We start from the raw sequence: 21,086 nt of genomic DNA, 5'->3' as shown, positions 1-21,086 counted from the left end.
TGCTATAAAACATACGATCCAAATTTATCGGGCATTATTTTTTAGGCTTTTTCCCAAGACTTAACAAGTTATATAATGTACGTACGATAAAACACAATATATAGTATCCTTTTTTCCAAAATCCACTCATACCCCCTCCTATTTAAATAAAATCTGTTTTCTGTTCACCCCATGTTTTTTTAATGAAAGATGTATGAATCCCTTCGTACGATAAAGGATCGCCTGATCAAAATTCAGGCAGCTTGCCACCAAGTCCTCCAATAGTCGGTTGCGATCCACCGTGTAAATGTCTACCGCCTCCCCCTTCATATGTTGCGAGCTAGGGGCACCTCCCACTAATCGGTTTAACTCTTCGCTTCGATAGCCACTCATGATATACATAGGCTGTCGATGATATATACGCAAAGGTTCCAACAACCGCACCGTTAGATTCCGTATCACCGGTATTACCTCCGAAGGCAACGCATTATTAAGTCCAAATTCCACCGCCATCGCACTATAAACAAACTCGTCCATACGAAAATGCTCTGTCAATCTCTTCTCATCCTTTTCCATCTTAACTCAAATTTTCAATCCTTAATTTTCAATTTATAAGAGTAGTCCACCCCAAACAGCGCACCGGCAAACGTGCAGATCTCCCCAAATGCGACCAGCACGCTGTTATCTATCTCACCGGAAGGAGCCACCCAAAAACCACAGAACACCAAGGTAAGGCCGGTCACGCAAAGCAGCACGGCCATTACCAGTTGCACGTTAAATCTCATCCGGGCTATCGCTATCAGAGCCACCAGCCTCCGTAGTGGCGCCATCTTGGGAGACCCTTGCGTATTCCAACGTCTTCTTCGTATCCTTCAACTCACCGCCCGGAGTGAAGATGATACGCGGGGGGCGCAACATACTCGTGTTAAAATCTTTCTTATCCGTCACCCCATCACTGCTCACCGAGATCCGAAAACTCCCGAAATCGCCGAGCCTTACGATACGCCCCTCCTGAAGCTCCATATCCAACACGAAATTAAGGTTATCCAATACCGCCTTCACATCTGCCGACGACACCGTACTACGTGCCGAGATCAACTTACATAACGTTTTCATACTAGAGGTACCATTCGTTTTCGACACCGCATAAAACTTTTTCTCTGAATCCTTCTCGCCCGGCTTCGACGGACGCAACACCAACTTAAAACCTTGTGCCATATCTTTTAATTTTTATGGTTATATACCCCTTATGGAGCACGACACAAAGGTAAGATGAGCCGGAAGAGGTCAGCGTCCGTGGTTTTATCCATCAAACAAATAGTATTCAACGAATTAAAAATAAAAATGCCCAAAAATTCCCCTTTTCAAAGACAACAAAAACCTGCTATTCTTAACTAACATTCAAATCCATATCTCTTTTAAAACTCATCCGTCACCTCCCTCTTTCCAGCGAGCACCAAGACTGCTTCCGCAGAATGCCCCGCCTCTCGCAAATGAGAAGCCAAGCCACGCACCGAGCCCGGATAATCAAACCCCATCAACAGGCAAGAGGCTATTTCCAAAGAGGAAGGGGGAGTCTCACGATCCGTAAACTCCACAAGCTTCACTAGCTCCAACAAGAGTTCCGGACGAAATGGGGAATACAACAAATCACCACGCACCGTATACTTACGTATATAACACCGTTCGCACTCCCGGTCATGCTCCATATACTTCCGGATAAATTTACGGTACGCCCCGGGCATCTTCCTATAATAATCTCCATATCCCAAACTACACACATCCATTTTCCAAGACTCCCGCTCATCCGGCCCCAACGTTACCAAGAACGCGTCAAAATTCTTCACCGTGGGCTTATGCCCCAATCTCTCTCTCAAACGCTCATAGATCTTTTTCATCATGCGAACGCAGGGGGAATGTTTATCCCTGCGCCGCATATGGCCGGACACCGTACTTACATACGGATTTTCAAATACATATATAAAAACAGAACCGGCCTTCTAAATCCCTTTACGGGAAAAGAAGACCGGTACAAAACCTTGACCTTATATCGATTCTACAAAATATCTATCATCCTATCTTTTCATCACAAAACCCACATGGTTCCTTCTCTTTTCTTGCAAATGCCTCTGGGGAGGCTCTTCTTTTTTGACGCTATATTTAAATCAACATTAATAGCATAGGCCCTCACGGATAAATCCATAATTTACTTTTTATTTCGCTCTATTCATCCAACACCTCATATTTAGAATGCTGGCTCTTGAACTCGGGAACGATCTCCTTCATCCGCTTCACGATCTGCATATCCCCCTCCACGGCACAAGCATGTACCAAGGCATCAATCCGCAGATTGGCGTCCGCATAATCATACGCACGGACTTGGGCGATCTTGATCTTCGGATGAAAAGTAGGCTTGGAGGTCTCCTCCTCATTGAGTACCTCCTCATACAACTTCTCCCCGTCTCGCAATCCCGTGAACCGGATCTCGATTCCCTTCACCCCGCTCAGACGGATCATCCGCTCAGCCAGATCCACGATCCGTACAGGTTTACCCATATCGAACACGAAGATCTCTCCCCCATTACCCATCGTACCGGCCTCTAGGACCAGCTTACAAGCCTCCGGTATCAGCATGAAGAAACGAATGATATCCTTGTGCGTCACCGTCACCGGACCGCCCCGCTTGATCTGCTCCTTGAATAACGGGATCACGGAACCGTTCGATCCCAGCACATTGCCGAAACGAGTCGTCACGAATTGCGTGCGACCGCTCACCTTCCCATCCTTGATGGCTTGATCCAAGCTCTGCACGTAGATCTCGCAAATACGTTTCGAGCAGCCCATCACGTTCGTGGGATTCACCGCCTTGTCGGTCGATACCATCACGAACTTCCTCGTGCCGTATTTCACCGCCAAGTCTGCGATCACCCGGGTACCGTCCACGTTGTTGCGGACACTCTCCTCCGGATTATCCTCCATCATAGGCACATGCTTGTAAGCCGCGGCATGAAACACGTAATCCGGACGATGCTCCTCGAACAGCTCCTCCATGCGTTCACGCACACAAATATCGCTCACAACCGTATAGGATTCTATATCCGGCCACCCACGAGCCATCATCAAGCGGACATCGTGTAAGGGAGTCTCCGCCTGATCTATCAAGACCATACGTTCCGGGGCGAACTGGGCTACCTGCCGCACGATCTCGCTGCCGATACTCCCGGCGGCTCCTGTTATCAGAATCCGCTTACCGGTAAGCTGCTTCCTCACAGCCTCCAAGTCTATCTCGATCTTATCACGGGGCAGCAAGTCCTCTATATTCACCTCCCGCAGCTGGGTATGGTTCAAGTCGCTCTTCCCGTCCCACTCTTGGGCGGCAGGAGTCATATAGATCTTTATATTCGCCTTGATCAGCCTGTCCACCATCTCCTGATTATTCCGGATCGCCTCAACTTTCAATGGAGACACCAGCAAGACATTAGACCGTTTTTTCCTCATCACAGAAACCAATTCCTCATCATTCGGATAAACCTTGACTCCCATTAAATATCGATACTCTATCTCCGCTATGTCCGAGATAAAACCCGCCAGCACAAACCGGGCCGGATCCTGATTCTGGATACTCTTCGCCAAACTCACCCCACCTTGCTTCACGCCATAGATAAACGCACGCTCCGCCTTAGCCACCCGGAAAGTACTCACATAAAAGAATTTAACGAACACACGCATCATCCACATCAAGCTCATAGCCAACAACGCGGAGAGGATCAGATCCCGTTTACGGATATACATCAAATAAGGAGAGAAATCGGTCAGTGCCTGAAACACGACCACACAAATCAAGCCAAACAAGACGGCGAACCCCACCTTTTGCAAGTCCACGAAAGAGGAATAACGTATAATCCCCGAATAGGTATGGAACAGGCGAAAGCCTACCAGATAAGGAATCAGGCATACCAACAGCGTGACCAATAGATGCCCTAAGATATCCAAGGTTGATAATACCCCGTTATTCAAGGTATACACCAATAAGCCGGAAAATAGGATCAAGCAGCAATCCAGCAAGATAATACCCCAATAGGGTAAGGATTTCTTGGAAAAGTACCAGGTAGATAGTCGAGAAAAAGGATCCCTCATATCAATTCTTGTTTATGTAGTTACACGAATAATCTATAGAATAAAAGCTCTTTTGGGCTATTCCGATACAATAGCTCTAAATGTTTGAAATATCAATCTTATATCGAAAGTAAAGGAATGTCTGGCAACATATTCCAGATTAATACGCAATTTATCTGGCATTATTACTTCAACATAATACTTATCAGGATCATTAACCCGCTCAAGAAGTTCATTCTCATTTCGATACCGAATAGAAGCCAAATCTGTAATGCCCGGCCTAACATCCAACACATGCATTTGTTCTTCCGTATACATATCAACATACTTACGAACTTCCGGACGAGGACCAACCAAACTCATATCCCCTTTAAACACATTAATCAATTGAGGAAATTCATCCAATTTGTATTTACGGATATAATAGCCGGACCGAGTAATCCGAGGATCATGTCCACCCACTGTAATAAGCCCTTTCTTATCTGAACCCACACGCATGCTACGGAATTTAAATAGCTGAAAATCCATATTATTACGCCCTACACGAACTTGCTTATAAAAGACAGGACCGATAGAATCACACTTAATCCAAATTGCCAAAATGACAAATAGAGGACTAAGCAAGATAAGCCCTATCCCGCTCGCTACAATATCAAATATACGTTTCAAATCGTTTGGATTATTTTATTGGGAAATAATATCAACAAAATTAGAAATCACATACTCCACATCCTCATCCGTAAGACTGGTGTGTAAGGGTAAAGTAATCTCATTATGGTATTGGTTGTAAGCATTCGGATAATCTGCGATATCAAAGCCTAACGCCTTATAAGCAGTCATCATGGGTAACGGTTTATAATGTACATTACAAGCGATTCCCCGTTCTGCCATTTTGATGATAATCTCATTCCTTTGTTCGATACTCTTATCCAATAACCGCACCAAATACAAATGTCCGCTGGAAATATGGTCCCCATTCAAATGATTCAGTGTTTGCGTACGATAAGTAGCTAACGCCTCATTATAACGGCGGATGATCTCCTGTCGTCTGGAAAGCATTCCCGCATAACGCTCGAATTGAGCCATACCGATAGCGGCCATGATATCCGTCATATTACATTTATAATAAGGAGCCACGATATCATATTCCCAAGCACCCAGCCGAGTCTTCGCTAAAGCGTCCTTATTTTGACCATGCAATGACAATAGCTGAAATTGCTTATACAAAGTCTCATCATCCACACCTAAAACCGTACGCCAAGTCAAAGCCCCCCCTTCCGCCGTTGTTAAATTCTTTACTGCATGAAAGGAAAAAGAGGTAAAATCTGCCACCCCACCACACATCTTTCCATGCCATTGAGCACCAAAGGCATGTGCCGAATCCGCTAATACAATGACCCTACCAAACGCTTTCTGGATCTCATTCGCAGATTTGAATAAATGCCGTTTACTCTCTACTGCCTCATAAATCCGGTCATAATCACACATAACCCCGCCAAGATCCACAGGGATCACTACTTTTGTATTAGGGGTTATAGCCTTCGCCAATTTATCATAATCCATCTCAAAAGAATCCGGAGCTGTATCCACCATCACCACCTTCGCCCCGACATGGCAAGTCACGCTAGCAGTGGCCGTATAGGTATAAGCACTAGTGATCACCTCATCGCCCGCCCCAACTCCTAATACCCGCAATATTGATTCCATGCAAGCCGTAGCCGAATTCAAGCATACAGCTCTATTCGTATGGCAATAAGTGGCTATCTTACGCTCAAACTCTTTAGTACGAGGTCCTGTCGTGATCCAACCGGAATTCAAGGCATCGCACACTCCATTAATTTCAGCCTCCGACATATCTGGAGGCGAGAAAAGTATCTTTTTCATAAAATGAATGATTAATAAATACAATCTCAATAAGACCCAATCATTGTCGTTGCGCATTAATGCGCCTCACATACGACTTAGCAGTAAATAAAGAAACAAGCATTCCACAGCCATTCGATAGATGCAACGTAGCAAACCCCAACAATAAATATAATATATTAAGATGTTTCCGTATTGCTATACAGAAACTTACCCCACCTATCATTAGCAAATAGGCCAATAAAGACAAACCTCCAATACCCATAAAAGGCCCCCAAAGTAAAGAAGCAAACAGAGGAACTATCAATGACAACACAAAAATCATAGGAATATAATGCCGTAACGCTAAAGAGTTGCTATTCCCTGTAAACAGAACCGTACGAATACCCCATAAGCCATTCTTATAATTTTGAATCCACAATTTTTTGAATGATTCGCGAGCATAATACGTACAATTACTATCAGGAACGATAAATATACGTCCACTACCTTTTCTTATACGATAATTTAGCTCAAAGTCTTGATTACGAATTAATCGTTCATCATACATTCCAAATCGCTCAAATGTATCTCGTCGATAGCAACCAAATGGAACAGTATCCACCTTCATCACTTTATCAACACCTGTACGGAACACAGAATTTCCCACACCAAACTTGTTGCTTAAGACTTCACGTATAGCCAATGTCTTTGGGGTTTTATTCAACACGTCTGTTTTGCAAACCACCCCTACATTATCAGCGTCTAATTCTACAATTCGCCCAATCAACGCCGAGAAATAATTTGTCGGATAACTAGCGTGGGCATCCAAACGGATAATAATATCCCCCTTCGATGCCTTTATGCCTATATTCATGGCGCAAGGTACTATCCGCTTCGGGTTGTCAAACAATTTGATGAATGGATATTCATTGGAATAGTTAACTACAATACAACGAGTATCATCTGTACTCATTCCATCCACAAACAATATCTCCAAATCATCCTTTGGATAATCCTGTGCAAGAATCGACTCAACACACTGGCCGATATACTTCTCTTCGTTGTATATAGGACAAATTACTGATAACATATCTTACAATCTCCCGTCAATAAACTCTTTCGGCAAAATACCTTTCACATCATAAAGCACGCTGTTCGCTTTACCCAAAGAAGTCATATCCATCTCCAAAAACTCATTGTGAGCAACAGCGAGGATAACAGCGTCATAACTATCTGAAGGTAACATATTTACCACTGTCACACCATATTCGTGTTTCACAGCTTCCACGTTGGCGTGCGGATCAAACACAGTGATATTGTCCGTGTACTCATGCAATGTCGTGTAAATATCCACTACCTTTGTGTTACGGATATCAGGGCAGTTTTCCTTAAAAGTAATACCTAGGATCAAAATCTTCGCATCCTTCACCATCACCCCCTTCAAGTTCATATGCTTGATAACTTGATGCGCCACATATTCTCCCATACCATCGTTTAAACGGCGAGCGGATGACATCACACGTGGTAATACTCCGTAAACTTGTGCTTTCTGTATCAAATAATAAGGATCCACACTGATGCAATGACCACCCACTAAACCAGGTTTCAATTTAATAAAGTTCCACTTAGACGCAGCAGCCTCAATCACCTCGTTAGTATCAATACCCATAGCATTAAAAATCTTCGCCAATTCATTCATGAAAGCTATATTCACGTCTCGTTGTGAATTCTCAATGATCTTAGAGGCTTCTGCCACTTTGATAGAGGAAGCTTTATGAGTACCATTCACCAGCACTGCATTATAAACTCCATCTACAATATCAGCTATTTCAGGAGTAGATCCTGATGTAACCTTTTTAATTTTCTCAACCGTATGAAGCTTATCGCCCGGGTTAATTCGCTCCGGCGAGTATCCCGCGAAAAAATCCTTATTAAACTTTAAACCACTCACTTTCTCCACAACAGGCAAGCACTCCTCCTCGGTCACACCCGGATAAACCGTAGACTCATAGACCACAATGTCACCTTTCGAAATCACTTTACCAACCGTCTCGCTAGCGCCCCAAAGCGGTTTCAAGTCCGGACGATTATTCTCATCCACCGGTGTAGGCACAGCCACCACATAAAAATTGCAGTCTTCAACTTTCTTCAGATCGGTAGTACAAATAAAATCATGATTCCGGATAGCGTCTTGAAGCAGTTCGTCACTCACCTCAAATGTGGCATCATGTCCTGCCATGAGCGCATCTACACGGGCTTGGTTCATGTCAAAACCAACAGTCTCAAACTTAGTGGAAAACAAGCGTGCCAACGGCAAGCCAACATAACCGAGTCCGATTACGCAAATCTTTCTTTTCATTATTCTATGAAACTTTATATGGATTAGAGAATACGACAAAAGCCAGACACCAAGCCCACATAGCCAGTGCCTACAATCGCAATATTCATAAAATTAGAAGATTATAAAATTTATTGAGAGACAATCCCATAAATAAAATTGCCATCTATTCGAAAAAAACTTCCGCAGATAGACAATGAGGAAGAATTAAAAACTACTTTTTAATCAACTCGGACAATAAAGGCAATTTTTTGTGTATCATGATATACTTAAACTCCTCCAGTTTTTTCACCTCGCTAGGATAGGTCACATCATCAATGATTACATTTTTCCCACAATGATAAGCTTGATTAAGGACTGTTGTATATAAACCAATAGCCGTATCCATATTGGAAATGGAATCAAGGATTGATACCTTCTCTGGATATTCCACATTTTCCTTACCTACTATCTGTTTTACCAATTCCCTATCACTATAGCGAGGATGAAGACGATACTTCACCTTTCGCCCATGCATTAGTAAGGATTGCAAGCTATTCGAAATACTGACTAATTGTTCTTTTGTCTGAGAGGTAAGAAAATACTTGTAATATGCATAACAGCCTTCATTCACATGTTTCGCACAATTAATTTTCATAGAAGGAGGAAGAGCAATGATGAATTGGGAGGGAGCAGCGTTCATTGAGATAAAAAGATCTCTATAATACGCATCCCACACATAACAACGATCATAGCGAAAATAAGAATCTCTTATATAATACATCTTTTCACCATGCATAACATTAATATGCAATACATTTCTCGTCTCACAATAGGCTGTCAGAATGGAACTAGTGAAAGAATACTCGTTATGGACAACAATTGCTTTCGATTGATACTTAGTAATCATAAAGCTGTAACCAGCCACCTTTATAGTTACTTTCAATAAAAAATAGCAGTATAACGGATATCGAAGAAAAACATGTAGCAGAAAACAAATATCCGCAAAAGATAGGCACGAACCTAACAACCATACATCATTAGAGATTCTAAATTCGGAGTTTAGTTCATCAGGCACTATTTCCTCAAATCTCTTAAAATCCCCCAATGCTTCTAAGTTTGAAGAACAAGAAGTATAAAAAAAAGATTTCAACCACAAATAAAAAACACTAAAAGGGATCAGAAAAGCCGCAACGATATTTAATAATACCGTTTTCCAGCATGGCGAAAAGAATGATTGACAACGATATTGTAAATAAGAACGATCGATATCATCGTTGGGGATTGGTAACGACGATAAATAACGATTTTGATTTTCAACAGACAAATCAAATAGGACTTTATCTAGTTTAGAAAATTCGCCCAACAAAAAAATAAGTATTTTATTCATTATTATGTCACATAAATTGTCAAACCACTAACTATTTGTTTAGGCTAGATCCTTTTAATACATATTTGATTAACATATATGTACCAAACAAATAGACTAAAGAGGTAAATCCAAAAAAATATGATAAGAAACAACCAGAAGTACTATTCAACCAACCCAAACACAAGGATGTAAAAAAAACAGAAACTATAACATTTTTAAGAAGATAGTCTTTTTTTCTTGTTTTAAAAACCCAAATCGATATTTTGTATAACACAAATGCGAATATCAAAGATGCTATAAAATAAAATTTACGACCAAACCAATAGACAGCCTCTCCAAAAGAGGTAATAGTCAAATTCACTACTCCATCAATTGCACCTTGCGCATTTCCATAATATAAATAAGTAATATAACGAGGTAAAGAGAACTTCAAAAATTCTACACTATGCCTATCTACATCAAATAAGAAAGAGATAATTCTTTCGCCTAATCCAATTAAAAGGGACATATAGGCTTGAGGATCTCCAGTTGGAAATTTATCCCATACACAAAGAGTCCCCATATTCGACAAAGAAGTAGCCCTATAGATATTATAACTAACTGATTGCGCAAACGACATATTCATCTGAAACATTCCCACAATAACTATAGACAAAGCCCCGAAAAGAACAAAAGTAACTAAATACCTTTTTTTCAAGAATCCGCCACATTGTAAAATTACAGGCAGAAACATCATTACAATATTTGCTTTTCCTCCCGCCATAATTGCGACCAAAATACCACAAATAACAACTATAACATATTGTCTGTTTATTTTTTTAGAATGATCATAAATATAGAAATACAAAACTGTAGAAAGAGACAAGAGAGCTGGCATCCCAAATCTACCTACATAAGTAGTTAATGGCCCCCAAACTCCTATAGAAGACCGTACAATACCTCTATCCACACCGCTAAGAATCATATGACCTTGAAAACTAAACTGAAAAAGCACAAATAAAACAGCTACACAAGCAACTTTTTCGAACAACTTTTCAGGAATATACAAATCACCGTTATTAACTTTTTCCCAAAAATATCCTTTTTGCTTAATTTTCATGTAAGCAAGTAAAAGACCTACATACATAATACAAATATGAATAAGATTTGCATTTTTCAGATGCTCTAAACCATATATCGAATTTTGATCTTCAACCAATATGCCTACAACAGGAAGGAATGTAAACATAAAAATCATTAGAAAGTATATCAAGAATTGCATAATATATTATATAATTTAGTCAAACCGAATTCCATTTTTTATCCAGATTATAAACAAACACACTAACAATCAGCTGAATAAAATACTGTAACCCCTGTGCATAAAAAAAGGAGTTGAGCATATCAAACGAAAAATACAAAAAGGCATAAAATGAAATCAGGAAGAAGAAAGAACTTAAAATCGTCATATAGAACATTACGGTTTGATATTCCCTAATCATCATATGCAACTTGAATAAAACCGAATATAGGCTGAACAACAAAACAAATAAAGAGATGACATATGACTGATAATATGATATATAAACCTCATTAAATATTCCTAATATAAACTTTCCGGTTAGTACTAAGACAACAAATAAGACTACAAACACTAAAGCTAAAGCAATGGACACTTTTTTAAATTTATTAAAATACTCCCTATACTCACCTTTCATATTCAACAAAGTCACAATAGGCGTAAACGCTTGGTAAAAATAAGTAGGAAGTACCTGAATTGCATATCTGATAGTCAAAATCACAGATAGTCCTCCAACCAAAGCATAAGAACCACGCTTAGCAATTTCCGCTTGTGCAAACCAGAGAAGAGGAGCCTCTACAAACGACATCAAGAAAACAGGAATAATTATTTTCTTTAAGCAGGCTTTCTGACTCGTTAGTTCCTCTACTTTCACTAAATAATGAACACTCTTATTATATTTAGAAACCACCAATAACCCTATTACCGAAAAGAATAAATAATATATGAGTAAAGCATAGATTGCCCCATTACTTCTACCCCAATAAGTACCCGCTATTATCACCACGAAATAAAATGCACTCAACAATAACTCGTACTCCCCTACTAGCCTAAATTGTTTAAATCCCCTCAGCATCGCACTCAACAAGGGTTGAAGCATAAATACCGGAAGAAACAAACCTGTAAGCTTTATGAAATAGGTTACATTCCCACTTCCACCAACAACAGATCGTATAGCATTAGTTGGAGAAATTAAAATTGAGGCACCGATCAAAAGACTTATTCCTACTGTGAAAAGGAAAAGAATATAGAGCTTTTTAAGAGATTCCTTTGAAAGCATTGCTTCTGCCGCAAATTTGACAGCCAACCCCGAGAAATTAGTTGCGCAGATCAACAAAACAGTGCTTAATGTATTTCTTATGAAACTAAACTCGCCAAATTCATCTTGAGTTAGCACATTTGAACAGTATAAAGTTGTCAATACAATTAACAATTTAGAAAGAGCACTCCAAAATGTTGTTGTAGCAAAGCCTTTGAGCAACTCTGAAGCTCGGACTCTATTTGCTATACTTAGTAGATACATAAAAACAACTAATTACATAATATGTATGGGTCAAAACTTCACTATAAGTTTATAAATATCCATAATCAAAAAAACTTCAAGAACTCTCCATTTCCTTTCAGGAGAATAATCGACAGTCTTAATTTACTTTTGACTTGTATTCAGAACCTCATACAAAAATAAACATCTAACTTTTCACCCTTTCATATGTCTTACCAAATCTTTCGCCTTCTGATACTCTTGCGGATTTCCTATATCGATCCACGTACCATTTATCGGGTAGCGGATAATGGATTTACCTATACGAACGAGATCATCAATAAGATCGGTGGCATTATAAAAAGTATCCTCGGGAATAAGTTCTAGCAGTTCACGCTTAATCAAATAAATACCCGCATTCGCATAGTAATTATAAGTCGGCTTCTCTATCATGCCTTTCAACGCTCGTCCTTCCAGATCCATGATACCATACGGAACGCTCACCGTATAAGGTACAGCAGCTACACTCATATCCGCATTATTCTGCTTGAAATGTAAATAGAAATCCTCGTAGTCTATATCTGTAAAGAGATCGCTATTCATCACTAAGATAGTATCATTATGGAACTGTTCTACAAACCGAATAGATCCCATCGTTCCCAAATATTTGGGTTCGCAAACTGTATTCACCTTCACACCTTGAATAGGTTCGGCAAAATGATCTTCCAATTGTTCTTTTAGATAATTCACAGTAACATAAATATGTTCCAGTCCAAAAGAGATGAGCCTTTCTATATTACGGTCTATAATAGCTTTATTACCAACAGGAAGTAAAGGCTTCGGTATTTTCTCAGTCAAAGGACGCAAACGTTCACCCTTTCCACCTGCCATAAGAACAGCATCAATAGGTAAAATCGAATGTATCTCCCTAAGATTGTATATCTTAACAAGATGATTATTCTCATCCAAAAGAGGAACAACCGTGATATTACGTTTACGATATGCATTAATTGTTAATGTGTGGTCGTTTTCGTCAGTTTTCAGGAAAGCAAACTCTGTTTTCATAACATCACATACATTAGCAGAAGGCTCCAGACCACGTAATAAAGCACGACGAATATCACCATCTGTTAATGTTCCGATGACTTGTTCTTTGCGATTTTGTACAAAGACAACCATAGCCTGCCCAGATAGTTTATCAAGCTTAGCAAGTGCTGACAAAATAGTGTCGTCTTGTTTTACACATTGATGTTCGAAAAAGGTCATTCTAGTACTACTATTTTATTTTTAATCATATATTCTGCCATCATCCAATCCATCATGGTATCTAAGTCTATTGAGTGCTCTCTATCCATAACATATTTCACTCTCTTTGTGAATTTATTGAGAGGCATTGCTTTTAGGCTAGCAGTATTGATAATATAAATTGCACCATTGTATTCATATACAGGAGGACAGTCTTGACGACGAGTATAAAGCCCATCACCCTTACTTATATGGAGCATACCTTGAGCATCATCTTCAAAGCAAAGATAATAAGGATTCGAATCCGTTTCTTTCACGCTAACTACCATGTCAAGATTCTTTGTATATAGTTTAAACGCCTCTTCAATATGTTTACTCATACGAAATGGAGATGTTACCTGCAATAACAAAACTACATCAAAAATCTCACCTCTTTTCTCATAAAAATTGAGAGCATGAAGCAGTACTTCATATGTTCCGGCTGTATCTGTCGCAAGTTCCGCTGGACGTTTAAACGGAACATGAAGCCCATACTTTTCTACAATTTCAATAATTTTATCATCATCAGTTGTCACACAAATGTGAGTATCATCAACTACCGAGCGTGCAGCATCAATTGTATAACCTATAAGAGGCTTACCTCCTAAAAGTTTAATATTCTTTCCAGGAATACCTTTACTCCCTCCCCGAGCAGGTATAATCACCAATATATTCATCTTACAAATTATAAAATGATTTCTGTAAAAAGGTATCAAGTGAATATGTAGAGATTACTTTAAAAATACTCTCTGCCGTACCCTCTTTCTCATATGGATTTGTAGTCGTTTTACAAAAAGCACGAAAATTAGGAGATAGGACTTTTTGTAATCCCTTAACGATAGACGCTTCATCCGATGCAACATCTACAACAGAAGCTCCCCTTGTACGACCTTTTTGACGATCACCAATATTTAATGTCGGAATGTGAGCTGAAGGGACTTCGAGCAATCCGCTCGATGAATTTCCAACAACCGCTGTCACATACCCCAATGCCGATAAATAACGTCTTACCCCCAAAGACTTGAAGCAACGACATCGTTCTTCATTCCGGACACAATACGCTTCTATGGCCGATCGTATTTCCTCTCCTCCTTGGTCGGAATTTGGCATAGTAAACAAAACCTTCAAACTTGAAAAAGAATCCAATGCCTTCAATAAATCAGAAATTTCATCTTTAGGAATACGATTTCCTAATGTTACCGGATGATATGTTACCAACACGGACAAACCTTCAAATTTGAAATTCAAAGAGTCTTCCAACTCTAACTTGCGCATCAATGGAACTTTCTTAAGATTTTCCACACCCATCGCTCCTACATAAAACACCCTCTCAGGTTGTTCTCCTAGTTGTATGACACGCCTCCGGTATTCCTCTGTAGAGGTAAAATGCAGCGAGCTCATTTTCGTGATGGAGTGGCGGATGCTATCATCCATGGCCCCCTCGCTGATCTCACCCCCATGCAGGTGAGCGATGGGGATACGTTGCAACATGGCAACGGTAGCTACCACTAACATCTCGTAGCGATCACCCAATATCACAACCATATCCGGACATAACTCACGAAGAGCTTCATTCATTCCGTTCATTTCTTCAGCCATAGAAGCAATTACCCCATAAGCGTCATCGGTAGTCTTTCGCATCAACACCTTTGCATCAATACGGAAACCATCCTTTTCTATCTCTTGATACGTATTTCCATATTCGGGAAGCAAATGCATATTGGTCGCTACGACTTGCAACTGACAATCCTCCGACTCGTCAATCAAGCGCATCAATCTGCTCAAAAGTCCATATTCTGCACGGGTTCCCGTGACCACACAAATCTTTCTCATAACTCGATCAGCTCATCTTCATTATAATCACGGATAGCGATCGTACCAACAATCTCCTCCCACCGCATAGGGTTGAGGCCTGTCCCCGGCCGTTTAACCGTAAGATTCTTTTCCGAAAATATCTCTCCTTTTCGAATCGGACAGGCAGCGACTATGCTCTTTCGAGCTATAGCGATATTCTTGCCTTCTGATGCGGTAACTTTCTTCTCTCCATCACCCAAGGCCTTCTCTATGTTTCGGATAGAATCAACCATCGCTTTCAAGTCATTCGGTGCTAGCGATGCTTTATGATCCGGACCTGGTAAATTACGATCTAAGGTAAAATGCTTCTCTATTACCTCAGCACCAAGAGCGACTGCAGCGATAGGCACCTCTATGCCTTTAGTGTGGTCGGAATATCCAACCTTAACACCAAGCTCTTCCTTTATAGTAAGCATCGCACGGAGATTTACATCCTCGAAAGGAGTAGGATACTCGGTGTTACAATGAAGTACGATGATCTGTTCTTTCTGCACACCAAACTTTGTAAGTACATCGATAGCCGCCTCTATCTCTCCCGTAGTACTCATACCCGTGGAGAGAATTACAGGCTGATGAAAACCTGCAATCTTCTTCAAGTATGGATAGTTTGTGATCTCACCCGAGGGAATCTTCCAAAGTCCCAGATGAAGGGACGCCAAGAAATCCACACTATCAAAATCGAAAGCGGTAGAGAAGAACCCTACACCCTTCTGCACACAATATTCGATCAATTCAAAATGCTGTTCGGATGAAAATTCCAACTTCTTAAGCATGGCGTATTGAGAATTGTCGTTATCGTCCATATTCCGTTGCTGATATTCAGCTTTCACGGCATATTTTGTTACAAGGTTTTCCGCTTTAAAGGTCTGAAACTTCACATAATCCACACCAGCATCGGCAGCGACATCAATAAGTCCTTTGGCCATATCAATAGAGCCGTTGTGGTTAACACCAGCTTCGGCAATGATAAGAGTATGATTCATTATTTTATCTTATTTTTCTACAAGGATTTCCCAAATAGACTCCTGGTTCAACAATACTACGGACAACAACACTCCCCATACCAATCGTCACATTTTCCGTTATTTCAATTCCATCACGTATAATAACACCAGCTCCCACCAATACATTATCACCTATGCAAGTATCGCCACAGACAATGGCTCCAGGACCAACAAAGACATTATTACCTAAGATACAACCATGCTCTATCACTGCTTTAGTATTAATAACACTATTTTGTGCCAATATGGCTCCATTGACAATAGCGCCTTCCATAAGAGCACATCCCCCCGCTATTTTTGAGGAAGAAGTAACCAATGCACTACGAGCAATGATGGTATAAGACTCATATCCTTCATATTGCTGAATAATTCGACTGCGAAGAGATAAATTTACATCATTAGTATAAACAACAGCGTGATGGACTCTATATTCTTCTGGGGAGAAATTAGACAAAACAAACTCATCGTTTCCTAAATAAGGTAAAATCAACTTCTTTGACTCTATATTGTCAACATATCCAGCTATCTCTATAGATGTGTCCATTGCTTCCAATACCGATAAAGCATGACCACCTCCACCTATTATGATGAGTTTTTTCATTTCCATTCATATTCTGTTAAACGTAAATAAGCATCACGTGTTTTTACAATCAAAGTGTTGTCGTAACATTGAGCCACTATCGTTCCAGGTTTTGTATCAACAGGAAAAGGGAATGAAGATATAATTTCTGATTTCCATACTAACATCGTTTTATCATCAAATTTGGTAGTTGCACCTGGATAAGGATGCGAAATGGCACGTATCTTATTATATATCTCAACACTATTACGATCCCATTTTATAATCGAGTCATCAGCACTGCGTAAACGGCGAAAACTACCCACTGATAGATCTTGTTTCACTCCTTTCAAAAAACCTTTTCGCAAAAGAGGAAAATAAGCCCGAATGAGGTTTAGACTTGCTGCATCTACCTTATCCAATATATCATTTATATAATCATTTGAAGCTATTGCGATAGTTTCTTGCGCCAAAATGTCTCCCCCATCAGGATAATCTGAATATTTAAACATTGTGAGAGAAGTTTCTGTATATCCATCCTCTATCTGCCAAGCAAGTACCGAACGACCACGATCGAACGGAAGCTTAGCAGGATGAAAACCGATAACCCCCATTCGAGGGATCGAGAGTATCTCATTAGGTATAAGTTCAGACCAACCTGCTACTATAATTAAATCCGGAGCCAAATCTTTGATAGCATGAATACAATCCTTAACGGTATTTTTTTTCCTGAATTTTGGGCCATCACCCAATATGGTGTGACGAGCTCCTTGATATGTATCTGAGTAGGTAATAACCAAAGAGATATTAACATATCTGTTTTTATTCAGATAATCATAAATGATCTTACCATTACTCAATCCTCCTATAAAGATTACCGAAAGTTGATCTTTCATCTTACAATTGTTTTAATAGACATAAAAGCTTCAGCATATTCTGCATTGATCAAAGTTCCACGATATCGATTAAGAGCCTCTATGGCACTCTGGTTACGGGTCATAGGATAAGGCAACAATTCAGATCCAAACATCTTTAATATCTCAATCTTCTTAATAAACACCTCAGAGATATCAATAAAATAATTTGGAGAAAAAGTATTCTCACCAAGAATAGGAGCAAAATCTGTTTCAGAGATCACTTCACACATAAGTATCTGCTCAATAAATGGATAGCGGAAATTTTTCGAACAGGCCATGATTGCACTAAAGACAGCCCGATGATCGGAATGGGCATCTGAACGATTGGGAATATACAGCACTTGGGCTTGAACGATCGATACTATCTTAGATAAAGCCTCTATCAGCTCATTCAGCATCTCATGTAAATGAAGTTCTTTAAAATCCAAGGTGATTATGCTGGTAAAACCATACAATGCATTGATATTATCTATCAATTGCCTCTGATAGATATTTCCACCCGTAATGAAAACACAGTGAACCTCATCTCCTTGCCCCAAATGTTTCAAAATACTCCCCCCGCATCCTAATGTCTCATCATCGGGATGTACTGAAATAACCAGCACTTTCTTTTTTTCTTTCATATTTATATAATTCTACTGGAAATTCTTTTTCACAATCTTACACTACTCGGTATATTCACTACCCGATCCGCAAACCAGATGGTGTTCTCCAATCCATCATTCTCGTATTTCTCAAACATAGGCAAGCGATTCATCAATTCCCAAATGGGGCGTGTCATAACACCATGGTCATTGGTATATTCCAAAAATTTGTATTGCGCCGCTTTATCTTTCATGATGACCACATTCAACCAATAATTGGAATAACTATCCTCCGGCTCCTCGAAGAAATCAATATCCGGTATATCCTTAAAGAAGTCCGCATATTCTTGAGCCACTTTCCGCTTGCTGGCCACAAACTCATCCAAATGCTCCAACTGGGCGCAACCCAAAGCCGCATTGATATTCGGCATACGATAGTTATAACCGATATGATCATGGCGGAACTCCCAGCGGTGAGGGACCTTTGCCTGAGTCGTGATGTGCTTGGCCAGCTTACCCATTTCCTCGTCTTGGAATAACATCATCCCACCGCCTCCGGTCGTAATGGTCTTGTTCCCGTTGAAACTAATGGCCCCAACCTTACCGAAGATACCGGTATGTCGTCTCTTATAAAGGCTTCCGATACTTTCCGCCGCATCTTCCACCAGTTCTATATGCCACTCTTGGCAAACATCCACCAACTCATCCAGCTTAACCGGATGTCCGAAAGTATGCATGGGAACACATGCTTTCACCCGTCTGCCCGTACGCTTGTTATGACAAACACCATTCTTTAACTCAGCGTTCTTCTCTAACCAAACTCGCAACGCTAGAGGAGAAAGTCCCATCGTCTCCCGATCCACGTCAATAAAAACAGGATGAGCGCCGATATAGCTTAGCGCATTACAAGTGGCTACGAAGGTCAAGGCTTGGGTAAGCACCTCGTCATCCCGCTCAACCCCGACAAGAAGCAAAGACATATGGAGAGCGTTCGTTCCACTGACACAGACCACTGCTTTCTTAGCCCCTGTATAACGGGCCATCTCCTCCTCGAAACGGTCTACGAATTTGCCAACGCTTGAGACAAATGTCGTATCAATACATTCGTTCAGGTATTTCTTCTCATTACCTATGAACTTAGGCACACTCAAGGGAACGAACTCCGAGCTGCCATACATCTCGTGGATAAAGTCCACGACTCTCGCATAATCAGACATATCTTGATTCCTTACATTTTTTGATCCAGATTCTTTCCCTTCTCCTCATGTTCGAAATGAGGGATGAAGCGTTGGATAGCCTTCACGACCTCCTCTTTCGTGAAAGAGGGACTGGCGAAGATGGATTCCAATTCAACGAAGAACGCATCGATCTCCTTCAACGGCCGTTTTTGTACCTCCTCTATAACTCCAAGGCTGCTAAAGCGATCCATGTTCAATCTCTCGCCCGGGACATAGAATTCCTCGTATGCCTTTTCACCGGTCGTATCCGAGCCAAAATAAACGACAGGATATTCCTTATTGTCGAATGGCATATCCGCAGCAAAGTGCTTTGCTTCTTCATCCGAAGAAAAGACTTTCTTTTGACATCCCATTGACTCGACATACTTATCGCATATGGAAGAGAAAGTTAGCATCTGCTCCTCCCCCAGTTTCGGGAAAAAGATCTCACCATTACGGCCAAGGACACAGGCTAACATACAAATCTGGCCGGATTCCTCTGGCGAGACGAAATAACGCTTCACGTCATTCGGAGCTGCGAGAGGCTGTTTCTTCATGACACGGTGTATCCATCCATTGGGCAATGAGCCATTCGAAAAAGCGACATTCGCAAAACGGGCGGTAGTGACCTTAAACCTCGAGGTATAGGCCATTATCATATCTTCCATAATCCGTTTACTCGCTCCCATGATGTTCACAGGGTTTGCGGCCTTGTCAGTCGAGACACAAAAGAAATGCTTGGGAGGGTAAACGGAGAGAAGATCAAGAAAGCGTTTTGCTTTTATATCATTGTTCTCAATGAGTGCTTGCACACTGTATTTATCTTTCTCGCTACGCACATGCTTGTGTGCCGAGAAATTCGCCACTATGTCAAATCCCTTCTCCTCACGGAAAATACGCTCAAAGATAGGATCGGCAAAACTCAACGTATAAGTTCGATATTCTTCCGGAACATACATTCCTTCAGTGCTACGAAGATCGCGGGTAAGTTCCGCTAGTCCATTCTCATTCAAATCCACCACCACCAATTTGGAAGGCTTGAAAGGGAGCATCGCTTTTATAAAAGATGAACCGATAGACCCAGCTCCTCCTATCACTAAAAGACTTTTTCCTTCAATCTCTTTTGAAAGAGTCTCTCTATTATTCTCAATATCGGCGGCAAACATACTTTCCGCACGATGAGTTACGTTGTCCGCTATAAAATTACCTAGGTTTAGCATCATGATATATATATGTAAACGTCCGAAAATTGTTATTTTTATGATTAGTTATAAAGGGTACAGTACTACTATTTTCTTGAGGATGCCTCGAAACCGTAACCATAGCCGTAGCCATAACCGTATCCCTTGCCGTAGCCGTATTTCTTGCCGTAACCGTAGCCGTAGCTGTTCTTGCGCTTGCTCATGTCAAGGCCGTTGATGACCGTCGCGAGCTTCGGGAACTTACGCTCACGCCGTAACACGTTGATGTAGCTGAAACCGGCCTTCGGTGTCACGTC

Annotated in this window: 21 protein-coding genes and 1 pseudogene; all 22 read right to left on the bottom strand. The window is 40.7% G+C overall.

Features of this window, described 5'->3' with window-relative positions; all coding sequences use genetic code 11:
- Positions 1-138: 138 nt before the first annotated feature.
- Positions 139-555 (bottom strand): D-Ala-D-Ala carboxypeptidase family metallohydrolase, encoded by a 417-nt coding sequence (locus tag DW205_RS21090; RefSeq protein ID WP_005865732.1) that lies wholly within the window; start codon positions 553-555, stop codon positions 139-141.
- 14 nt (positions 556-569) lie between these two features.
- Positions 570-764, bottom strand: a complete 195-nt coding sequence (locus DW205_RS22060) for a hypothetical protein (RefSeq protein ID WP_008777801.1) — start codon at positions 762-764, stop codon at positions 570-572.
- On the bottom strand, positions 754-1,197 hold the full coding sequence (locus DW205_RS21085) for an HU family DNA-binding protein (RefSeq protein ID WP_005865728.1): 444 nt from the start codon (positions 1,195-1,197) through the stop codon (positions 754-756). Before DW205_RS21085 ends, DW205_RS22060 begins: the two co-directional genes overlap by 11 nt.
- A 200-nt stretch (positions 1,198-1,397) precedes the next feature.
- Complete coding sequence (locus DW205_RS21080) at positions 1,398-1,880, bottom strand: hypothetical protein (RefSeq protein WP_008777799.1); 483 nt, start codon at positions 1,878-1,880, stop codon at positions 1,398-1,400.
- 322 nt (positions 1,881-2,202) lie between these two features.
- Positions 2,203-4,116: a nucleoside-diphosphate sugar epimerase/dehydratase gene (locus DW205_RS21075; protein WP_005865725.1), complete on the bottom strand. Its 1,914-nt coding sequence runs from the start codon at positions 4,114-4,116 to the stop codon at positions 2,203-2,205.
- A 57-nt stretch (positions 4,117-4,173) separates the two neighbouring features.
- The gene (locus DW205_RS21070; RefSeq protein WP_005865723.1) at positions 4,174-4,764 is read right to left on the bottom strand and encodes a sugar transferase; all 591 of its coding nucleotides are present in this window, start codon (positions 4,762-4,764) and stop codon (positions 4,174-4,176) included.
- 15 nt (positions 4,765-4,779) lie between these two features.
- Positions 4,780-5,979, bottom strand: coding sequence for a DegT/DnrJ/EryC1/StrS aminotransferase family protein (locus tag DW205_RS21065; RefSeq protein WP_005865721.1), 1,200 nt, complete (start codon positions 5,977-5,979; stop codon positions 4,780-4,782).
- 40 nt (positions 5,980-6,019) lie between these two features.
- The gene (locus DW205_RS21060) at positions 6,020-7,030 is read right to left on the bottom strand and encodes a glycosyltransferase family 2 protein (protein ID WP_005865719.1); all 1,011 of its coding nucleotides are present in this window, start codon (positions 7,028-7,030) and stop codon (positions 6,020-6,022) included.
- Between the two features lie 3 nt (positions 7,031-7,033).
- Entirely contained in the window at positions 7,034-8,299 is a 1,266-nt protein-coding gene (locus DW205_RS21055; RefSeq protein WP_005865716.1) for a nucleotide sugar dehydrogenase, read from the bottom strand.
- A 193-nt stretch (positions 8,300-8,492) separates the two neighbouring features.
- Entirely contained in the window at positions 8,493-9,647 is a 1,155-nt protein-coding gene (locus DW205_RS21050; protein WP_008777798.1) for a hypothetical protein, read from the bottom strand.
- Between the two features lie 31 nt (positions 9,648-9,678).
- Positions 9,679-10,857, bottom strand: a complete 1,179-nt coding sequence (locus DW205_RS21045) for a hypothetical protein (protein WP_224202082.1) — start codon at positions 10,855-10,857, stop codon at positions 9,679-9,681.
- Between the two features lie 52 nt (positions 10,858-10,909).
- Entirely contained in the window at positions 10,910-12,211 is a 1,302-nt protein-coding gene (locus DW205_RS21040; RefSeq protein WP_005865709.1) for a polysaccharide biosynthesis protein, read from the bottom strand.
- A 174-nt stretch (positions 12,212-12,385) separates the two neighbouring features.
- On the bottom strand, positions 12,386-13,435 hold the full coding sequence (locus tag DW205_RS21035) for a nucleotidyltransferase family protein (RefSeq protein WP_005865707.1): 1,050 nt from the start codon (positions 13,433-13,435) through the stop codon (positions 12,386-12,388).
- Positions 13,432-14,130, bottom strand: a complete 699-nt coding sequence (locus DW205_RS21030) for a cytidylyltransferase domain-containing protein (RefSeq protein WP_005865705.1) — start codon at positions 14,128-14,130, stop codon at positions 13,432-13,434. Before DW205_RS21030 ends, DW205_RS21035 begins: the two co-directional genes overlap by 4 nt.
- 1 nt (position 14,131) lies before the next feature.
- Complete coding sequence (gene neuC / locus DW205_RS21025; protein WP_005865703.1) at positions 14,132-15,286, bottom strand: UDP-N-acetylglucosamine 2-epimerase; 1,155 nt, start codon at positions 15,284-15,286, stop codon at positions 14,132-14,134.
- Positions 15,283-16,290, bottom strand: a complete 1,008-nt coding sequence (gene neuB / locus DW205_RS21020; RefSeq protein ID WP_005865701.1) for an N-acetylneuraminate synthase — start codon at positions 16,288-16,290, stop codon at positions 15,283-15,285. The genes neuC and neuB overlap by 4 nt, the downstream gene beginning before the upstream one ends.
- Positions 16,291-16,294: 4 nt before the next feature.
- Positions 16,295-16,918 (bottom strand): transferase, encoded by a 624-nt coding sequence (locus DW205_RS21015; protein WP_005865699.1) that lies wholly within the window; start codon positions 16,916-16,918, stop codon positions 16,295-16,297.
- Positions 16,909-17,766, bottom strand: a complete 858-nt coding sequence (locus DW205_RS21010; RefSeq protein ID WP_005865697.1) for a methionyl-tRNA formyltransferase — start codon at positions 17,764-17,766, stop codon at positions 16,909-16,911. Before DW205_RS21010 ends, DW205_RS21015 begins: the two co-directional genes overlap by 10 nt.
- Positions 17,763-18,410, bottom strand: coding sequence for a PIG-L deacetylase family protein (locus DW205_RS21005; RefSeq protein ID WP_005865695.1), 648 nt, complete (start codon positions 18,408-18,410; stop codon positions 17,763-17,765). Before DW205_RS21005 ends, DW205_RS21010 begins: the two co-directional genes overlap by 4 nt.
- Before the next feature lie 29 nt (positions 18,411-18,439).
- Positions 18,440-19,588 carry a LegC family aminotransferase gene (locus tag DW205_RS21000; RefSeq protein WP_005865693.1) on the bottom strand — a complete coding sequence of 383 codons (1,149 nt, stop codon included), beginning with the start codon at positions 19,586-19,588 and terminating at the stop codon, positions 18,440-18,442.
- Positions 19,589-19,599: 11 nt separating this feature from the next.
- Positions 19,600-20,808, bottom strand: a complete 1,209-nt coding sequence (locus DW205_RS20995) for a polysaccharide biosynthesis protein (RefSeq protein WP_034530132.1) — start codon at positions 20,806-20,808, stop codon at positions 19,600-19,602.
- A 68-nt stretch (positions 20,809-20,876) separates the two neighbouring features.
- Positions 20,877-21,086 (bottom strand): annotated as a pseudogene (locus tag DW205_RS20990) (tyrosine-protein kinase); the annotation flags it as partial.

Origin of the sequence: Parabacteroides sp. AM17-47 (assembly GCF_003434625.1) — a bacterium.
Lineage (GTDB): Bacteria > Bacteroidota > Bacteroidia > Bacteroidales > Tannerellaceae > Parabacteroides > Parabacteroides distasonis.
The sequence above is the reverse complement of the archived record's forward strand: the minus strand, read 5'-3'. Positions and strand labels throughout refer to the sequence as shown.

Excerpts from the sequence above, each read along its gene's own strand:
- DW205_RS21015 (WP_005865699.1), bottom strand. The coding sequence starts at position 16,918 with ATGGAAATGAAAAAACTCATCATAATAGGTGGAGGTGGTCATGCTTTA.
- DW205_RS21030 (WP_005865705.1), bottom strand. The coding sequence starts at position 14,130 with ATGAATATATTGGTGATTATACCTGCTCGGGGAGGGAGTAAAGGTATT.
- neuC (WP_005865703.1), bottom strand. The coding sequence starts at position 15,286 with ATGAGAAAGATTTGTGTGGTCACGGGAACCCGTGCAGAATATGGACTT.
- DW205_RS21045 (WP_224202082.1), bottom strand. The coding sequence starts at position 10,857 with ATGTTTACATTCCTTCCTGTTGTAGGCATATTGGTTGAAGATCAAAAT.
- DW205_RS22060 (WP_008777801.1), bottom strand. The coding sequence starts at position 764 with ATGAGATTTAACGTGCAACTGGTAATGGCCGTGCTGCTTTGCGTGACC.
- DW205_RS21035 (WP_005865707.1), bottom strand. The coding sequence starts at position 13,435 with ATGACCTTTTTCGAACATCAATGTGTAAAACAAGACGACACTATTTTG.
- DW205_RS21050 (WP_008777798.1), bottom strand. The coding sequence starts at position 9,647 with ATGAATAAAATACTTATTTTTTTGTTGGGCGAATTTTCTAAACTAGAT.
- DW205_RS21085 (WP_005865728.1), bottom strand. The coding sequence starts at position 1,197 with ATGGCACAAGGTTTTAAGTTGGTGTTGCGTCCGTCGAAGCCGGGCGAG.
- DW205_RS21080 (WP_008777799.1), bottom strand. The coding sequence starts at position 1,880 with ATGATGAAAAAGATCTATGAGCGTTTGAGAGAGAGATTGGGGCATAAG.
- DW205_RS21005 (WP_005865695.1), bottom strand. The coding sequence starts at position 18,410 with ATGAAAGAAAAAAAGAAAGTGCTGGTTATTTCAGTACATCCCGATGAT.
- DW205_RS20995 (WP_034530132.1), bottom strand. The coding sequence starts at position 20,808 with ATGCTAAACCTAGGTAATTTTATAGCGGACAACGTAACTCATCGTGCG.
- DW205_RS21040 (WP_005865709.1), bottom strand. The coding sequence starts at position 12,211 with ATGTATCTACTAAGTATAGCAAATAGAGTCCGAGCTTCAGAGTTGCTC.
- DW205_RS21010 (WP_005865697.1), bottom strand. The coding sequence starts at position 17,766 with ATGAAAGATCAACTTTCGGTAATCTTTATAGGAGGATTGAGTAATGGT.
- DW205_RS21055 (WP_005865716.1), bottom strand. The coding sequence starts at position 8,299 with ATGAAAAGAAAGATTTGCGTAATCGGACTCGGTTATGTTGGCTTGCCG.
- DW205_RS21000 (WP_005865693.1), bottom strand. The coding sequence starts at position 19,588 with ATGTCTGATTATGCGAGAGTCGTGGACTTTATCCACGAGATGTATGGC.
- DW205_RS21075 (WP_005865725.1), bottom strand. The coding sequence starts at position 4,116 with ATGAGGGATCCTTTTTCTCGACTATCTACCTGGTACTTTTCCAAGAAA.
- DW205_RS21090 (WP_005865732.1), bottom strand. The coding sequence starts at position 555 with ATGGAAAAGGATGAGAAGAGATTGACAGAGCATTTTCGTATGGACGAG.
- DW205_RS21065 (WP_005865721.1), bottom strand. The coding sequence starts at position 5,979 with ATGAAAAAGATACTTTTCTCGCCTCCAGATATGTCGGAGGCTGAAATT.
- neuB (WP_005865701.1), bottom strand. The coding sequence starts at position 16,290 with ATGAATCATACTCTTATCATTGCCGAAGCTGGTGTTAACCACAACGGC.
- DW205_RS21060 (WP_005865719.1), bottom strand. The coding sequence starts at position 7,030 with ATGTTATCAGTAATTTGTCCTATATACAACGAAGAGAAGTATATCGGC.